This is a genomic window from Pseudoalteromonas sp. OF5H-5 (genome assembly GCF_021530695.1).
GTDB lineage: Bacteria > Pseudomonadota > Gammaproteobacteria > Enterobacterales > Alteromonadaceae > Pseudoalteromonas.
Map to the genome: position 1 here is coordinate 133,379 of NZ_JAKGBF010000006.1, position 15,498 is coordinate 148,876.

14 protein-coding genes are annotated in these 15,498 nt (G+C 44.4%); 9 read left to right on the forward strand and 5 right to left on the reverse strand.

The window, feature by feature from the left end:
• Positions 1-23: 23 nt before the first annotated feature.
• The 3 genes from L1271_RS10955 to L1271_RS10965 all read right to left on the reverse strand — a co-directional run bounded on the left by L1271_RS10955 (position 24) and on the right by L1271_RS10965 (position 6,876).
• Entirely contained in the window at positions 24-602 is a 579-nt protein-coding gene (locus L1271_RS10955; RefSeq protein ID WP_235367854.1) for a LysE family translocator, read from the reverse strand.
• 597 nt (positions 603-1,199) lie between these two features.
• A complete protein-coding gene (locus tag L1271_RS10960) occupies positions 1,200-4,151 on the reverse strand; it encodes a TonB-dependent receptor (RefSeq protein WP_235367855.1) in 2,952 nt (983 codons plus the stop codon).
• A 70-nt stretch (positions 4,152-4,221) separates the two neighbouring features.
• Positions 4,222-6,876 carry a glycoside hydrolase family 16 protein gene (locus L1271_RS10965; protein WP_235367856.1) on the reverse strand — a complete coding sequence of 885 codons (2,655 nt, stop codon included), beginning with the start codon at positions 6,874-6,876 and terminating at the stop codon, positions 4,222-4,224.
• Positions 6,877-7,329: 453 nt separating this feature from the next.
• On the opposite strand from L1271_RS10965, the gene L1271_RS10970 reads away from it, so the two are divergent.
• The 4 genes from L1271_RS10970 (at position 7,330) to L1271_RS10985 (ending at position 9,683) form a co-directional block, all read left to right on the forward strand.
• Positions 7,330-7,803: a nuclear transport factor 2 family protein gene (locus tag L1271_RS10970; RefSeq protein ID WP_010607479.1), complete on the forward strand. Its 474-nt coding sequence runs from the start codon at positions 7,330-7,332 to the stop codon at positions 7,801-7,803.
• Positions 7,804-7,901: 98 nt separating this feature from the next.
• Positions 7,902-8,702, forward strand: a complete 801-nt coding sequence (locus L1271_RS10975; RefSeq protein WP_235367857.1) for an AraC family transcriptional regulator — start codon at positions 7,902-7,904, stop codon at positions 8,700-8,702.
• Between the two features lies 1 nt (position 8,703).
• Positions 8,704-9,387, forward strand: coding sequence for an AzlC family ABC transporter permease (locus tag L1271_RS10980; protein WP_010607477.1), 684 nt, complete (start codon positions 8,704-8,706; stop codon positions 9,385-9,387).
• Positions 9,384-9,683 (forward strand): AzlD domain-containing protein, encoded by a 300-nt coding sequence (locus L1271_RS10985; RefSeq protein ID WP_039491726.1) that lies wholly within the window; start codon positions 9,384-9,386, stop codon positions 9,681-9,683. Before L1271_RS10980 ends, L1271_RS10985 begins: the two co-directional genes overlap by 4 nt.
• Here L1271_RS10985 and L1271_RS10990 read toward each other — a convergent pair.
• Both L1271_RS10990 and L1271_RS10995 read right to left on the reverse strand, forming a co-directional pair.
• Positions 9,657-10,106, reverse strand: a complete 450-nt coding sequence (locus L1271_RS10990; protein ID WP_235367858.1) for a DUF4920 domain-containing protein — start codon at positions 10,104-10,106, stop codon at positions 9,657-9,659. The genes L1271_RS10985 and L1271_RS10990 overlap by 27 nt on opposite strands.
• Before the next feature lie 137 nt (positions 10,107-10,243).
• Positions 10,244-10,918, reverse strand: a complete 675-nt coding sequence (locus L1271_RS10995) for a TorF family putative porin (protein WP_235367859.1) — start codon at positions 10,916-10,918, stop codon at positions 10,244-10,246.
• 284 nt (positions 10,919-11,202) lie between these two features.
• Between L1271_RS10995 and aroQ the strand changes: the two genes are divergently transcribed.
• The 5 genes from aroQ to L1271_RS11020 all read left to right on the forward strand — a co-directional run bounded on the left by aroQ (position 11,203) and on the right by L1271_RS11020 (position 15,485).
• Positions 11,203-12,408 (forward strand): gamma subclass chorismate mutase AroQ, encoded by a 1,206-nt coding sequence (gene aroQ / locus L1271_RS11000; protein WP_235367860.1) that lies wholly within the window; start codon positions 11,203-11,205, stop codon positions 12,406-12,408.
• 289 nt (positions 12,409-12,697) lie between these two features.
• Complete coding sequence (azu, locus tag L1271_RS11005) at positions 12,698-13,153, forward strand: azurin (RefSeq protein WP_010607472.1); 456 nt, start codon at positions 12,698-12,700, stop codon at positions 13,151-13,153.
• Positions 13,154-13,306: 153 nt separating this feature from the next.
• Positions 13,307-13,642 carry a hypothetical protein gene (locus L1271_RS11010; protein ID WP_157782821.1) on the forward strand — a complete coding sequence of 112 codons (336 nt, stop codon included), beginning with the start codon at positions 13,307-13,309 and terminating at the stop codon, positions 13,640-13,642.
• The gene (locus tag L1271_RS11015) at positions 13,632-13,886 is read left to right on the forward strand and encodes a hypothetical protein (protein ID WP_010607471.1); all 255 of its coding nucleotides are present in this window, start codon (positions 13,632-13,634) and stop codon (positions 13,884-13,886) included. Before L1271_RS11010 ends, L1271_RS11015 begins: the two co-directional genes overlap by 11 nt.
• A 3-nt stretch (positions 13,887-13,889) precedes the next feature.
• On the forward strand, positions 13,890-15,485 hold the full coding sequence (locus tag L1271_RS11020; protein WP_235367861.1) for a PepSY-associated TM helix domain-containing protein: 1,596 nt from the start codon (positions 13,890-13,892) through the stop codon (positions 15,483-15,485).
• Positions 15,486-15,498: the final 13 nt, after the last annotated feature.

Sequence of the window (15,498 nt, forward strand, 5' to 3'; positions counted from 1 at the left end):
CTTACATTTTTAAGCCACTCAAATTACTTACCGGCGGCAACTAAACCGGCGCCAAACCCAAAAAACACGCCACCGCTCACTTTGTTCATCATCGTCATACTCTTCGGTGACGACAATTTAGTCTTAGCAAGGCCAGAAAACACCGCATAAGAAATATGCACCATAAACACCAGCAGGCTAAAGGTCAAAACCAGCAACATAAATTGCGGCATAAAGGCATTTTCCACATTGATAAATTGCGGAAAGATAGACATAAAGAAAATAACAGCCTTAGGATTGGTGATCGAAACAAAAAAGCCTTCTAAAAAGCACTTTTTCATCGTACTTGCAGCAATAGATTTGCCTATTTTACTTTCACCTTTAGTTCGCCACATTTTGTAGCCTAAATAGAAAAGATATGCAGCGCCAATAAATTTAACGACCGTAAATGCCAACACCGAACTGGCTAAGATCACACCTAAACTTGATGCCGATACCGCGGCGACAATCAAAATCCCGAGCGCGACACCACAAATACCAGCTAAAGACTTGGCAAAGCCTCTTTGAATTGAGTTATTGATAGTCAGCATCACCGCAGGCCCTGGTAATAAAATTGTCGCCAAAGCGACACCTACAAACAGCAAATAATTGTCCAAAACATCAACCCCGCAAACATGTCCGATTCACACTCACTGCATCATCACACTAAATCATGAAGTTACAAAGTAATATGCGATAGGTGGGAGCTACGTACTGAGTTTATCAATGATATTCATCTTCGAACTCAGCCTTATCATTTCCCTATGCAATATGCGCTTGAATGAGCGCGACATAAAGTCGCCCCTACTAAAGTAAGTAGTTTAGAGCCAAAAAAATGCAGACTCATCGGTCTGCATTTTTATGCCAATTTGCTTAATTAAGTGAAATTGGTATTAGGGCCTGTTGATCTTTCAAGTTTGTTTTTGCAGCAGTTTGATTGGTATTTATACAAGGCAGAGCCTGCGTAGCATAGTTATTCTATGTAAGTTAGGCGATAACACAGTAGAAATGCCAATCAAGCGCTGCCCTTTGGGTTCCCCTGAGTGCGCTTTGTTCATTGTTGCTCAACTTTTGCTTAGATTACTAGGCGGCAAGTCGAGCGTCGCGATCAAAACACACTCAGGAGAACAAAAATCAAACAGCAAAGGTCAGCAGGCCCTAGTGAACTGATGCGAAAAAGATCACTCAAAAGTATACCTCACACCAACCGAGTATCTTGGACCGTACTGACGAGCAAATAAGAATTGCTCTTCATAACGACCATATCCTTGCTCGGTTTCATTGTTTAAGTTTATACCTTCAAAGAACACCGTAAACTGCTCATCAATATCGTAGTTTACACTAACGTCCCATTGACCGTAAGACTTGGCATATTGCGGTGGTGCATCTGCCGAGCCTTGCGCTTGACCTACCCCGATAAGATAAGCGTCACGCCATGCGTAGGTTAACTTCACCGATAACCCGTCTTTTTCGTAAAATGCTTGGAAGTTAGCCGAGTCACTCAACCCCGTCAGCGGTGCTTGCTGCACTAGGCTTTCACTATCAAACTCAACATCGCCATCAACAAAAGTTGCGTTAACACCAAGGCCAAAACCCGTTTCACCAAATAAGTGCTGTACCGCCACTTCAAAACCATCAACCGATTTACTATCGGTATTTTGTGGCTGGCTGATGTTCCATACCATCAATGGATCGTCACTGCTTGGTTCAATTTTACCATCGGCATTACCGTGACCATTGGCGAGCATTTGCGCAAAAATGGCATCACTGGTTGCCTGCTCTCCACGGGCTTCAATATCTGCAATCGCTTGTTTATACCTTGGACCATTGTAAATATCGTAAAGACCTTCAATGGTGGTTTGCGTGATTGTGGTTTGAATAAAGTTATCGACCTCTTTTTTGAAGTAGCCAAGTGACGCGTAACTTCCTTCGTTGTAATAATATTCAAGTGAAAAATCTAGGTTGGTCGACTCAAACGGTAGTAGATTTGTATTGCCTCGAGAACCAGTTCTCGCTCCCGGTTTTGGGCTGCCTGACAAACTTCTGCCACCAGCGAGATTACTAAGTGGCGCACGCGACATTGTTTTGCCCCAAGACGCTCGTGCAATTAAATCTTCGGTGAGATCAAAACGCACATCGATCATCGGCAATAGAATGTCGTAATCCCCTTGCTGCGTTAAGAAGTTGTCATCACCGCCCGCAGCGTATTGCATAATCCATTCAGATGGACTGTCCCAATTCACTTGCGTTTCCACACGCTGACGCACCACACTTGTCACATCCGTTTGTTCATAGCGTAGGCCTGCGTTGATCTGCACAAAGTAGTCAGAAAATTCAAACTCCCATTTGGATTGCAAGTAGATGCTGTCAGTGGTTTCATCAACTCGACTTTGGCTATCTATGCCATCAAAATAGGCATCCGCCGAGTAGTAGTCAGCACCGATCACATCTTCTGTAAGATACGCAAGCTGCCTTGCAATAGCTTCATCAAAGTCATAAGTATAGTAATACCCCGGCTGTAGGTCACTGCCACCACCAGCGAATTGGTCTAGCAAATCGCCAGTTTCATGGCGCGTAAACATGCTATCTGGGAAAATTTCTTTAAACGAAGGGTTAAAACCCGGTCCTCCTCGCAAACCACTCCACGCTTCATATCCCCCAGTTGACTGTTCAGTGCGAGCTGCACCAAACTGCACACTGACTAGGCCAATATCAAAACTGTCGTTAAACCAAGTGGCATCAAGTTGTAACTGCTCGACTGTCGCCTCTCCGGGAGAATGGATAAATTGGCTAAAGTTAGAATCAATTTCACTTGCCATGAGTTCATTCGTGCCATTTTTCCAAAGCACATTTGCATGCGGCACTTCGCCCTGCCGATAGTCATAAATCTTAGTGAGCAACTGATCTGAGCCTAAGATGATTTGACCATCACTACCCAAGCCTTTATCTGCGCCATTATCGGTTTCGTTTTTCGAGTCGTGATAATCAAGCTCTACATGCCAATTATCGTTAATTTGCCAGTCCAGATTTAAGCCAAGTGAACGCGCCTCGACTTCCGTCGTATTTCTATTTGCAGTGAACGACGCATCATTACCGCCAATATCGGCATAAACCGCGGTGCCATTGGCATCTAACTCATAGGCGTTAATGTTACCGCCAAACTCATTCCAAATACCCCACCCCACCGTATTAGAGCCAGTTACGGCAAGGCTTGCCGTGTAGTCTAAGGTGGCAACAAAACCGTTAGTCGGTGCATATTGAAAGGTAACTTGACCGTTCGTTCTTTCTCGCTCTAGATCTTCGATGCCGTAGTTCATGTCTTTTGGAAAAAAGTAATTTCCGACTTTATTACCCTCGGCATCTTCAGCACGGCCATCAATGATTTTAGACGGGTCTAAATCAGGTAGATCAACATTGGCCTGCCAGCCCTGAATATTGGCTTGCTGCTTTTGAAAATCACGTTGCTGATGGGAGAAGGAAAATCCAAAACCAAAGGTTTCATCGGCAAAGGTATTACTATAAACCGCGGAAACCTCAGGTGTAACATCATCTCCCGCTTCGTTAGAGGTATCAACAATCGCCTTTGCTGTTGCGCTAAAGTGTTGCCCTGGGCGTTGTAGTGGCTTAGCCGTGACAATGTTGACCAAAGCCCCTAAACCGCCACTTGGTACATCAGCACGCCCGGTTTTATATACCTCAAGCGCACTCACGCCTTCAGCGGCTAGGTTTTCCAAGTTATACGAGCGAGTATTACCTGTGCCCGGCATTTGACGACCATTTAATGTCACCAAGTTAAAATCAGGCCCAAAACCACGTACGGTAATTTGACTGCCTTCACCGTTGGCGCGGCTGACCGAAACACCGGTGATCCGCTGTAAAGACTCGGCTAAGTTGGTGTCTGGAAATTTCCCCATTTCCTCTGCCGAAATGGCATCCATAACCCCCGATGCGGAGCGCTTTAAATCCATTGAACGGATCAAACTTCCGCGGATCCCTTTCACTTCGATCACTTCGACTTTTTCGGCTGCTTGTTGCTCTTCTGCTTGAGCTATGCTGACCATTCCCGCATTCATCGCTATTGCTAGCGACAACTGAACGGCAAGCTTACTTTTATTGAATTGTTTGTTATTCATGACTGCCCTGCGATTCTATTCTTGCTGCTGGATCACCGAGTTCAAAGCACTATTGGCGATCCACACTGGCTTATTGACTGACGATTTCAACATTGTCTATGCGGTAAACGGCGCCCTCGCCCATTCCCCAGCTGGGGAATACCATCAAGACATCAATGGCACTAATATCGAGTCCTGCATCGTACAAAGCTTGAAGTGGAAACGTATACGTTTGCCATTTGCCAACTTCTGGAGCTTGACCTTCAGCGCTTTGGTTCAGAGCAAGCTCTACCGCTGCACTGGCATCATTTGACTCAATTTTAAACAGCCATTGAGCGTCGATATTTGCAGGTGCTGAAGTCACTTTCATATCAAACTTAACTACGCCAGTTTCTAGTAAATGGGAAGCATCATAATAGACATCGTCATCCGCTAAGAACCCCATCACAGTTGGGGTTGCACCAATAACAAATTGCGCAACTTGACCATGGGCTGCATCTTCGTCGACTTCGATTGCGGGTGTAGAGCCGCCACAGCAATCCCAAATTGACCACTGCTCAGCAACTTGCTCTTTGAATAAGCTTAGACCGCCACTCGTCTTGTCACCGTCAGGATGAAAGATTTTTGCGTTATCAACACGATAAACCGCACCGCTACCTGAGCCCCAAGCAGGGAAAATCATCACCACATCAATTGCACTTGGGTCAAGTCCTGCCTGAGCCAAAGCTTCAATTGAGAAAGTATAGGTTTGCCATTCACCGGCCTGTGGTGCTACACCTTCTTGTGATTCAGATAGTGGTAGCTCAACCGCACTCGCGGCATTGTCAGACTCAATTTTAAGTAGCCAAGGGGCATCAGGCGTTGACGGTAAGCTCATGACTTTCATCTCAAACTGTACTACGCCACCTGCTAAAATTGCAGTTGCATCAAACGGCTTTCCAGCTCCGCCCACTTCTGTTCGAGACGAAAACCCCATTACCGTTGGTGTGTCACCAATCGTGAATTCAGCAACAATACCATGCGTCGCATCGTCAGAGACTTCAGCCGGTGTCGAGCCACCACAACAATCCCAAAGCGGCCACTGCGCGTTAATGGCATTTTCAAATAAGGTCAACGAAGGTAAGTTTGTATCCTGTGCAATCTCAACCTTATCAACACGATAGATAGCACCATTACCAGCCCCCCATGCTGGGAAGATCATCACAACATCAATGGCTGACACATCAAGTCCTGCATCAGCCAACTGCTGTAGTGGGAAGGTATAAGTTTGCCACGAGCCTGCGGCTGGTGATTGTCCTTCAACGCTTGCAAAAAGATCGAGTTCAGCAGCGCTAGAAGCACCTTGGCTTTCGACTTTAAATTTCCATGCTGCGCTCGGGTCTGAAGGCATTTGTGTCACTTGCATATCGAACCGAATATAGCCCGATTCTAGCATACTCGTTGCATCAAATGGCGAGGCTTTACCGCTTGGATCTGTGATAAATTCGGCACGGCTGGTAAAGCCATTTACGGTTGGCGTCTCACCGACCATAAACTCAACAACATTGCCACGGCTTTCGTCTGCAACCAATGCAGGCGTAGAGCCACCACAACAATCCCAAGCTGGCCAGTTAACATTAAAATTATCATCAAAGATGGTTAGGTTTTTAGCGGTACCCGAAGAAGGTGGCGACGGAATAGGTGCTTCGCCTTCGACTAACGCATCCTCAAGGTCGTCGTAGCCTGGACGCACCGTTTCACATCCTTTGCCCGTTTCAGGGTTAGAGCCGCATTCATACACTCTGACATAGTCAACCACAAACGATTGTCCGTTCACAAAGGCGTCCGAGTCGATACCTTTATTATTAACGTTTTCAGGCCAATCACCGCCAACGGCAAGGTTTAAGATAAGGTGAAACTGTTGATCAAAAGGCGCACTATCCCAATGAGTAACCAGCTCGCCTGAGCCTTGCTCGTAGTATTCAGCAAACCATCCACGGTGTTTTAAACCAACCGCTTCTTGCTTTGAGTTGTAACGAACTTCCGATTGACGTTGCGTGGCGTAGAGATAACCATCAACGTACCAACGGATCTCACCCTCTTGCCACTCCACAGCATAGGTATGGAAGTCATCGGCTGGATTTACACCATCAGGTATGGCGTATGCTTTACCGGTGTGAACATTATTAGGCCAATCACGGCCGTAATGAAGCGTGCCATGCACGTTAGATTCAACCGAGCCGTCTTCATTAGCGACCTTGAGGTTTACCGCTTCCATAATGTCTATTTCACCAGACTTGGGCCAGCCACCGTAAACCTCATCCGTAGGCAACATCCAAAACGCGGGCCAACTGCCTTGCCCGCTTGGTAGCTTGGCCCGCATTTCGAATCTGCCATACTTAAAATCAGCTTTATATTTGGTGTTCAATCTTGCCGAGGTATACGGCAGTTGTGCGCCTGCTTGCGCAGGGGTAGCGACAATATTCAGCATGCCATCGGCAATAAACGCGTTCTGTTCACTGTCGGTGTAACACTGTTTTTCATTGTTGCCACCGCCGTCGCAATTTACCTCGTGCGTCCACTTAGATGTGTCTATCGCATCGCTATCAAATTCATCGCTCCACACTAGCGTCCAGTCTGAAACCGGCGCTGTGGTATCAACGGATTTATAATTAGTTTCTGTCTCGGCGCTTCCGCCACATCCCGCTATGATAGCCACAGAGATTGCGGTACATAGCCTTGTTAATTTTCTTGCTGCAATTTTCATCAGTTACCCCGATGCAAAACGTCGTTGTCAAATGGTTGAATGCTAAGAACTTTATTATTTAACCTGAGGCTTAGATAAGCCGTCGATTAACTCATCGTTTCTCAGAGCAGGTTATTTAGCTATACGCTGGAAGACTACTCAGCGCGTTCCTAGCAACAAATGTAAGCGCTTACAAATGAAGTTAAAAAAACAAACGCAAAATGTAAGCGCTTTCACAAAAGTAAACTAAGTTAATTTATTCGTCAATATTAAATTGTCATAAGGTGAAAATCTGCATGATATAAATACACACTTAACAGATCAGTAGCATCTAATAAAACCGTAGCAGAAAAAGCCGTAAAGGGGCTTTACATGTTTACGCAATCGTTACGTCAAGATAAATCATACGCTTTAGCTTGGTTGACAATACGGTTAAATTCACTGAGATTATTAGCAAAAAATTAGGGTTACGTTATGAAATCATATTTCCTTTTAGTTGCAGCGGCAGGTGTTATGAGTGGTTGCATGACCACCAAGCCAAGCAGTAACCAGCGCCTCTGTGAAACGACACTGCACAATTACATAAAATATCGAGATTCGGGTTCAGCACAAGCATACCAAAGTGTTTTTACACAGGATGCAACATTTAGTATCCCAGCACTCAGTATCAATATTACTGGTGCTGAAGAAATAACAATAAGGCAGCAACAAGCCATAAAAACAACAAAAAGTATGCACATGATAACCAGTGCCGATATTCAACCTATCGAGGCAAATAAGTTTAGTGCTAAAAGCTACTTTGTTCTTTATCAGCAGCCAAAATCTCAATCAGATGCCCCAATCACCGTATTTAACGGAGTGTATGAAGACGAGCTTAAAGTAATCGATGGCCGATGCTTAATCAATCACCGCCTTGTTAACGTGATCAAAAAAGAGACTTGGCATTAGGCGTTATTAACCCGGTTATTGTTTGTGGCATTGTGCAATTTTGTACAAGACTTTTTGAGTGAAGACAGATACGCTTTTCATCAATGGGGGAGAGAATTATGCAACACTCAAAGTTTAGTTTTCATCGTGAACTCGGTGGCCTAGAAGTACTACACAACATTGATAAGCAGGAAGACTTTGGTAGACATAGCCACAGCGGCTATACGCTTGCCTTAGTGGATAGTGGTGCACAGCGATTCTACCGCAGTGGCGGTGAACACTTAGCTAGTCAGCATAGTGTCATTTTGATTAATGCAGAGCAGGTGCACGATTGCAGAAAGGCGTCAAAAGATAAGTCTTCGTACCGCTCACTCTACCCAACGCCTGAACTATTTAATCAGTTTCTTGGTGATGGCAAGGCAATGGCTCCTTTTTTCCATGATGCAGTGGTACACGACCGAGCGCTTGCGGCACTCATGGACACCACTTTTAACGTCTTAGAATGTGATACCAGCGTACTTGAAAAGCAGTCTCAACTTATTACTCTGCTATCTTATTTAAGCAATAAGCAAGGCAAAGTCACATTCGATACCAAAATCCCTTCGGTTAAGCAACGAATTACCACAGCACGCCATTTTCTTTTGGATAATTTATTTGAAGATGTATCACTCGACTCCTTAGCGAGCCTTGTCGGCATGAGTCCCTTTTACTTTATTCGTGTGTTTAAGGCCCACACCGGCCTCACTCCCCATGCCTTTCAAATACAACACCGGCTTAATCATGCCAAGGCATTACTGCGCAGTGGCAAAAGTGTTTCCCATGCAGCATTAAGCGTAGGCTTTTATGACCAAAGCCATTTCAACCGTCATTTTAAAAAGAATATGGGGATCACTCCCAGTCAATATAGCAAGGCTTGTTAATATGAAAGTCGCAGTATGCAAAGGCTTTTGGGATATGTTGCCATTAAATCTCGCCGTGCTTCCTTGGGGAATATTGTGTGGCTCCCTTGCCGTGCAAAATGGCTTTACGCCGCTCGAAGCACAGTTAATGTCGTTATTAGTTTTTGCAGGCTCGGCGCAGTTAGTGGCAATAGAGCTTATTGCCAAAGACACCGCGCTTATCACCTTGCTTGCGACTACCTTTATTATTAGCGCGAGACATTTACTCTATGGCCTTGCGATCCGCAATAAAATGATAGATAAACCCCTTAAATGGCGTGGCCCCATTGCGTTTTTTCTCACTGACGAATTATTTGCGTTTTCCCATCACCACCGTGCCTATCAAGGCAAACTTCGGCTCGTGTATGCGCTCATCGCTGGTGGTAGCTTTTATGTTGCATGGAATCTGTGGACGCTCATTGGTATTGTCGCAGGTCAGTTTTTACCTGACTTGACCAACCTTGGCTTAGACTTCGCGATTGCGGCAATATTTATTGCTTTAGTGGTCCCGAGTATTAACGCATTACCCGTGTTATGCGCCTGTTTAACGTCGGCCGTAACTATCTTAGTGTTCAAACTGATCCATTTTGAATTTGGTTTAATCGCCTCAGCGCTGCTCGGAATGTCGGTAGGATATGTGCTACAAAGTAAAAAGGAGCGTGTATGATCACCACTATTTTAGCCATGGCTTGCGTCACGTTTGCAACTCGATATTTATTTTTGGCAAAACAACTGCCTTTTACTATCGGTCCTAAACTACAGCGCTTTTTAAGCTTTAGCGCCCCTTGCGTATTGACCGCTATTTGGGTGCCCATTGTATTTATTCAAGACAAGCAACTTGCCATCACGCCAAGCAACCCCTATTTGGTCGCCGCAACGGTTGCGGTAATACTGGCGTTTCGCTTTAAAAACCTCTATGTCACCACGTTTGGGAGCCTAGCTGTGTTTTATCTGCTGTACTAAATGCGAAATGGTGACGGCCGTTGGATTAAATCCCAAACGCATAAGTGCAGCTTCATCGTCTGCTTTACTCACGCAAGCCAAAGCGCGCTGGTTTTGCGCTTCGAAGCGCCCCGTCACATGGGCTTCACGGCCAATCGCAGCAAGTGGAAATACCATATCGCCTTGCTCAACTTCGATATTTACGTCTAGGCCATTTGCTACTCGCAGCGTCATCCAGCAACCTAACTTTCTGCAAACATGAGTGACCACTCCTTTTACGGTCACAAGGTTTGTTGTGTAGTCATTGAGATTTGGCAATATGTGCTCTGCCTCGACTAACTTAGACATGTCTGCACCACCGGCAAATTCTAGCGGGCTTGAAAAGCTAAACCGAGAAAATACCGCCAAAGAGAGTGCTGTTAGTTTTATCGTATCCTTCATCATTGCGACTCCATAGCTTTTATCACTATTTATCTCATCAATTGCTTACTCCTATAAAAAGTTATGGAGCATCAATCATATAGCTATATAAAAGTACAATTCGCAACTAAAATCAACACAAAAGTTAATAAAAGGTAAATTTAGAAGTTAAATGTTTTTGAAATTGACGCCACAAATGTAGAATCTGCATAAGAATCAATGTCATTGCTTTCATAACCCAATGAAAAAGACCAAGTACTAATCGAGTAAGTTCCAGTTAGATGCCAGTGGGTATAGTCATCATCACCCGACTCCCATTCGTATTTATCACTATCAAAGCTCATTGAATGATCAACCCCGAGCGTCAGTAACCACCGATCTGTAATTGGGATACTATGCGTGAGCATCACTATCCCGTGAGCAGCCCCTGTTCCAAAGTAATCCCATGCATACCAAAAGTCTAAATTTGTCTGGCCATAATTAAACTTTGCAAAGGCTTCTGCATAGTTGTAATCAGAACTCACATCATCACCATGATAGGTATATTGGGAGAGGCCAACATCAAGCTTTAATTTTTCAGTTAGCGTAAATTTGTAGCCACCATACAGATCTCCTTCTACATCCGTACCATCGCCAAAATCTACTTGAGATACCCAGCCTCCAGCATACCAACCACTTTTTCCAAACCAATCGAGACTAACTTGAAGCGCTTCGTCTTCCTTAGTTTGACTCACGCCGTTAAATAAATAATCGGAAGCCAATGTTACGGTAGAAGATGTCGCCGCATTGACAAATAGTGGAGTAAACAACAATGGCAGCAGCCAGTATTTTTTCATCTTTAAAATCACCCTTTAATTGCAGTCATTTCAAGCATAGACCGCCGTTTCCACCCTGTCACTGATACAGTTTTATACGCTTGTTAACGTGCTTGGCATGATTATTTTCCGTTTTATAAGCGTTTGGCTGGCGGTAATAAAAAAGTACTCATTGATGCTAAAAGGCGAGTAAGCAGGTACATAAAGTGCGCTGTGAGTTATCAATAAATCACTCCGCTTGCAGGACAGCGCGTAGAGGTTCTGTTAGGATGCGTTTTTTGCCTGTAGAACCTTTGGAAAAGCCCTTGAAATTGTCATTTATGTTTCGCTTACTGGTGTTATCCGCGCTGCTGTTTACGCTGACAACTCAGGCCGAGTCTGTTTATATACAAGCCGGGCCGGGGAGTTTTAATCATGCCGCACTTGACCTACTCGCCAACCGCCAGTCGCAGGAGTATGAGCGTTTTTACTCGGGCACCCCGGAGCATACTTATGCCAATGCCGCACAAGCGCAGAGCTGGGCCTTTAGCGCGCTGGCCAACTCCACTATTGAAGGACAACTGGTCCCAGCCATTGTCAATGCGATGCGTAACTACAAGGTAACTGAGCTGAGTGCTGCTGTGTATATCCCTATCGAAATGTGTGTTTTTGGATTGAACAAGACAACTAAAATTACGCATGCAGCATCCCACCCGGCAGCCCTGAACCAAATTGGTCATTGGCTCAATGCTCATCAGGTACAAACCAAGCCCGTGCCCAAAGGCACCAACGAAGCGGCTCGCTTACTTGCAAATGGACAATTTGACCAAAACACCGTTGCCGTAGGTAGCTGCGCACTTAAAGTGGTTTACCCAGAGCTGACACTACGTGAAGTAAGCGTTCAGGATAACGCGGATAACCGTACGCTGTTTGGTCTGATGAAAATGGAAAAACGATCTCAGCCGATAAGCGAAGATGAAGCTCGCACCGCGCTGGCACAGGTCGTTGAAAAGGCAAATACATTGGTCAAAACGCGAACAGACTCTGCTGAGGTGCTATTCTCACATATCAACCAACGTCTTGCTCAGATGCAGCCTGTAGCACTGTTTAAAGCACAACAACACAGGCCAATTGAAGACTTATCCCGTGAAGCCACTGTGCTCTCAAAAGCGCTAGAGCAAGCCCGCCAGCAATGTCTGGATAGTGCAAGCGTTGAGGCGTTTTTCCAAGCACAAATGGATGCTGCAAAAGCTATTCAATACAGATACCGGGCACAATGGCTGGCTGAAGGCGTACCAAACGAAGATGCCAATTTGGATCAGCTAAGAAGCACATTAAATCAGCTTGGTGCAGCCATTCTTGAAACACTGACCCAGCATCTTGCCAAGCACGGTAACCTCACGGATGAACTGGCAGGCTTGTTTAACCAAATAATAAACACCGAACAGCTCTTTGCAAACGACAAAACTAGACTCTTTTCGGCACTGCAAAAGGTACGCAGGGTGGATAACTGCACTATCACTGCTTCATAAACAAATTAGCAATAAGTCGGATTAGCTGATGTCTTGACTGATCATGATTACACCAACGACATCAGCCATAAGACAATGGTTTTAAAAGAACTACCCTCTTGTTTTGGCTGCTTGACGGCTTTCCATTGCATTGATGCCCTGAATATCTGGGCCTGTTAAGCTTTCATTTTGCTTTTCACTCTTTAATTTCAGTCACTTCACGCAAAGAACCGTTTTATTGATCTGCATCCATTTACATTCACCCCGGCAAAGATAATAATGAGAATGATTTTTAATTAAGGAGTTAAATATGAAAACCTCTCTTTCCATCACTTTGCTTAGCCTAGGTGTCTTTCTGTTTTCTCATACTGCATCGGCAAACGAATGTGAACTCAGCATCGAAGCCAACGACATGATGCAGTTTTCTAAAAAATCACTCAGTGCGCCATCTAGCTGTAAAGAAATTTCAGTCACGTTAAAGCATACGGGCAAACTGCCAGCCACCACCATGGGCCACAACTGGGTGTTGAGCAAAGCAGCAGATGTTCAAGCCGTTGCAACCGATGGTATGTCGGCAGGTGCAAATAATAGCTATGTAAAGCCAAACGACAGTCGCGTTTTAGCCGTATCAAAGGTGATTGGCGGTGGCGAGCAAACCACAGTGACCTTCTCTACTGAGCAGTTAAAGCAAGGTGACAGCTACAAGTTCTTCTGTTCTTTCCCGGGCCATTTCGCCATTATGCAAGGCACTTTTACACTTAGCTAAAAGTGCTACAGAGCAGGGATCAAACCGTGACTTCCTGAAGCCTCACAGTGCAGCCCTGCTTTTGCCATATCATTAATTTATCTAATTTGTGACAATTATTACTCAAGCCTTGAAGAACATACCTATAATCATTACAATCAATTGCAAACAATAATGATTATCACCATCATGAGCTTTTTCTCAATTATACCATTTTGGTTTGCCGCAGTGTTACTCTACTTGGCAAGCCCTAAACAACGATTTTTGGCTTCATCTATTAGTAGACTCGCAGCATATCCTTTAGCCACTCTACTAATTTTGTCCGGACTTGGTATTTTAACTGTGCAATATCCTGTTATCTCTGCGATGTTAGCAGCACTTGTTATCTTGATGTTTAGTTTAGTTTCAGTAACTTTGTTAAGTGGGTATTCAATAAGACGTTTCTATCTCAGTTCAGCATTAGTCTTCTTGTTATCTCTATTTGTAGGGGGAATAAGTTATGTGGCCTAAAACCTTACTTGGATTTTCATTGGGATTATTACTGTCTATTTCTTTGGTGCTAAACCTCAACTTGTTACTACCATTTTCTGAATCGGCAAAACTCATGCTGGGTCTGATCTTAGCATTTCCTATCTGGGCGGGTTTTATCGTATGGAGCTACGCATTTCCAAGTGCAAAAGCAGCCTGCAAGCCGTTATTTGCTATTTTTATCCCTTCGCTGCTATTAAATACAGCATTATTGTTAATGAGATAAACAATGAAAAACCAAACACTACAATCATTAACCGAAGCGCACGCCTGGATTGGACTCATTATTTCAACGGTATTATTCATCGTTTTTATCACAGGCTCACTTAGCCTATTTAGAGATAATATTCGGGGTTGGGAGCGTGCACCTCTGGCTGTACAATCAAACGAGTCAATAACCACAATTTCTTATGACAACGCCATAAACTCTATTCAACAACAATACGATGTTGATACCGATCATGGCTTTTTTATGCGAGAGCCTACGCCGCATAATCCGTTTATTGAAGTATATTTTGCAACCCATTTAGATCAGCCCCACCCGATCACGGGGGAGGATCATCAGGATCAACACCTATTGATATCACCGCAATCTGGTGAGGTACTTGCTGACGCCGATAAGTTTGAGTTTTCTACGTTGCTTTTTGAACTCCATTTCGATTTGGGGTTAGGTAGGCCTGGACTCTATTTTGTTGGAGTGATTACGTTATTTTTCTTCGTTGCTATACTAAGTGGCGTTGTGATCCATTGGCGTAAAATTGCTAAAAACTTCTTTCAATATCGCGCCGAAGGTAAAAAAGACAAATGGCTGGATGCTCATAACCTGATTGGCACGATGGGCCTACCTTTTCACATTATGTACGCCTTCACAGGGCTTGTTTTCAACCTCGTGATTATCTACCAGATTTCATACGCCGTGCTGCTCTATGGTGGCAACCAAACTGCATTACTGCAAGCAGCTGGATTTAACGAGCCAAAAATTGAGGCCATAAACCAAATACAACCCATGCAAGGCATCGATCAACTAAGAGCTCAAGCACAGGCTAAGCTTGGGGATGTTACCTTTACTATGGTTGAAATTAGCCACTTTGGTGACAAGAATGCGGTGGTGGGCTTTACAGCAAAAAGCAATGATGCTTTCTCTAATATTAAAGAAATTCAGTATAAGCTCAGTGACAATTCGCAAGTTTACCTCACAGAAAACAACTATGATAATGCGGTACGAGCGGGACTCTCTACCATTGCAAGCCTCCACTTTGGTGATTTTGCTGGATATGGCATGCGACTGGCGTTTTTATGCCTTGGTCTTGCAACCGCCTACTTAATTGTTACTGGCAATTTGATGTGGATTGACAAACGAGCAAAGCAGAAAAAGCAAAGTCCTAAAAGCCTAATGTTTGTCAAAAGACTGACCAGCGGCAGTTTTATTGGGGTGATTTTAGCGGTTGCTGTTGGCTTTACATTAACCACTTTACTTCCTGCGACGCATGCCGACAAATTAGAAACCGTCAAGTCCTCTATGTTTATAGCCTTTTTCTTCGCCCTGATAAGTAGCCAATTTGCCAAAGATGTTTTGTCCTTTAGCAAGGTGTTATTAGGACTAAGTGGGATTTGCTATTGTTTAAGTTTAGTGATGAATTTGGCCTACTTCGGTAACCAATACAACTTATTACCGCTACAAACTAAAGTAGACTTCGCGATTGTAATTGGACTAATAGCACTAATGGCCTTGATCTGTTGGAAGGCAGTGTCACGGATCAACGCCGCAGCGCAAACCACAAGCGCAACTTCGTCAGAACGAACTTCGCACCAAACTGCGAACTAAAAAAGCGGGCTTA

What these genes read in the sequence shown, in the direction of transcription:
- L1271_RS10960 (WP_235367855.1), bottom strand. Translation starts at nt 4,151, where the DNA reads ATGAATAACAAACAATTCAATAAAAGTAAGCTTGCCGTTCAGTTGTCG.
- L1271_RS10965 (WP_235367856.1), bottom strand. Translation starts at nt 6,876, where the DNA reads ATGAAAATTGCAGCAAGAAAATTAACAAGGCTATGTACCGCAATCTCT.
- L1271_RS10970 (WP_010607479.1), top strand. Translation starts at nt 7,330, where the DNA reads ATGAAATCATATTTCCTTTTAGTTGCAGCGGCAGGTGTTATGAGTGGT.
- L1271_RS10975 (WP_235367857.1), top strand. Translation starts at nt 7,902, where the DNA reads ATGCAACACTCAAAGTTTAGTTTTCATCGTGAACTCGGTGGCCTAGAA.
- L1271_RS10980 (WP_010607477.1), top strand. Translation starts at nt 8,704, where the DNA reads ATGAAAGTCGCAGTATGCAAAGGCTTTTGGGATATGTTGCCATTAAAT.
- L1271_RS10985 (WP_039491726.1), top strand. Translation starts at nt 9,384, where the DNA reads ATGATCACCACTATTTTAGCCATGGCTTGCGTCACGTTTGCAACTCGA.
- L1271_RS10990 (WP_235367858.1), bottom strand. Translation starts at nt 10,106, where the DNA reads ATGATGAAGGATACGATAAAACTAACAGCACTCTCTTTGGCGGTATTT.
- L1271_RS10995 (WP_235367859.1), bottom strand. Translation starts at nt 10,918, where the DNA reads ATGAAAAAATACTGGCTGCTGCCATTGTTGTTTACTCCACTATTTGTC.
- azu (WP_010607472.1), top strand. Translation starts at nt 12,698, where the DNA reads ATGAAAACCTCTCTTTCCATCACTTTGCTTAGCCTAGGTGTCTTTCTG.
- L1271_RS11010 (WP_157782821.1), top strand. Translation starts at nt 13,307, where the DNA reads ATGATTATCACCATCATGAGCTTTTTCTCAATTATACCATTTTGGTTT.
- L1271_RS11015 (WP_010607471.1), top strand. Translation starts at nt 13,632, where the DNA reads ATGTGGCCTAAAACCTTACTTGGATTTTCATTGGGATTATTACTGTCT.
- L1271_RS11020 (WP_235367861.1), top strand. Translation starts at nt 13,890, where the DNA reads ATGAAAAACCAAACACTACAATCATTAACCGAAGCGCACGCCTGGATT.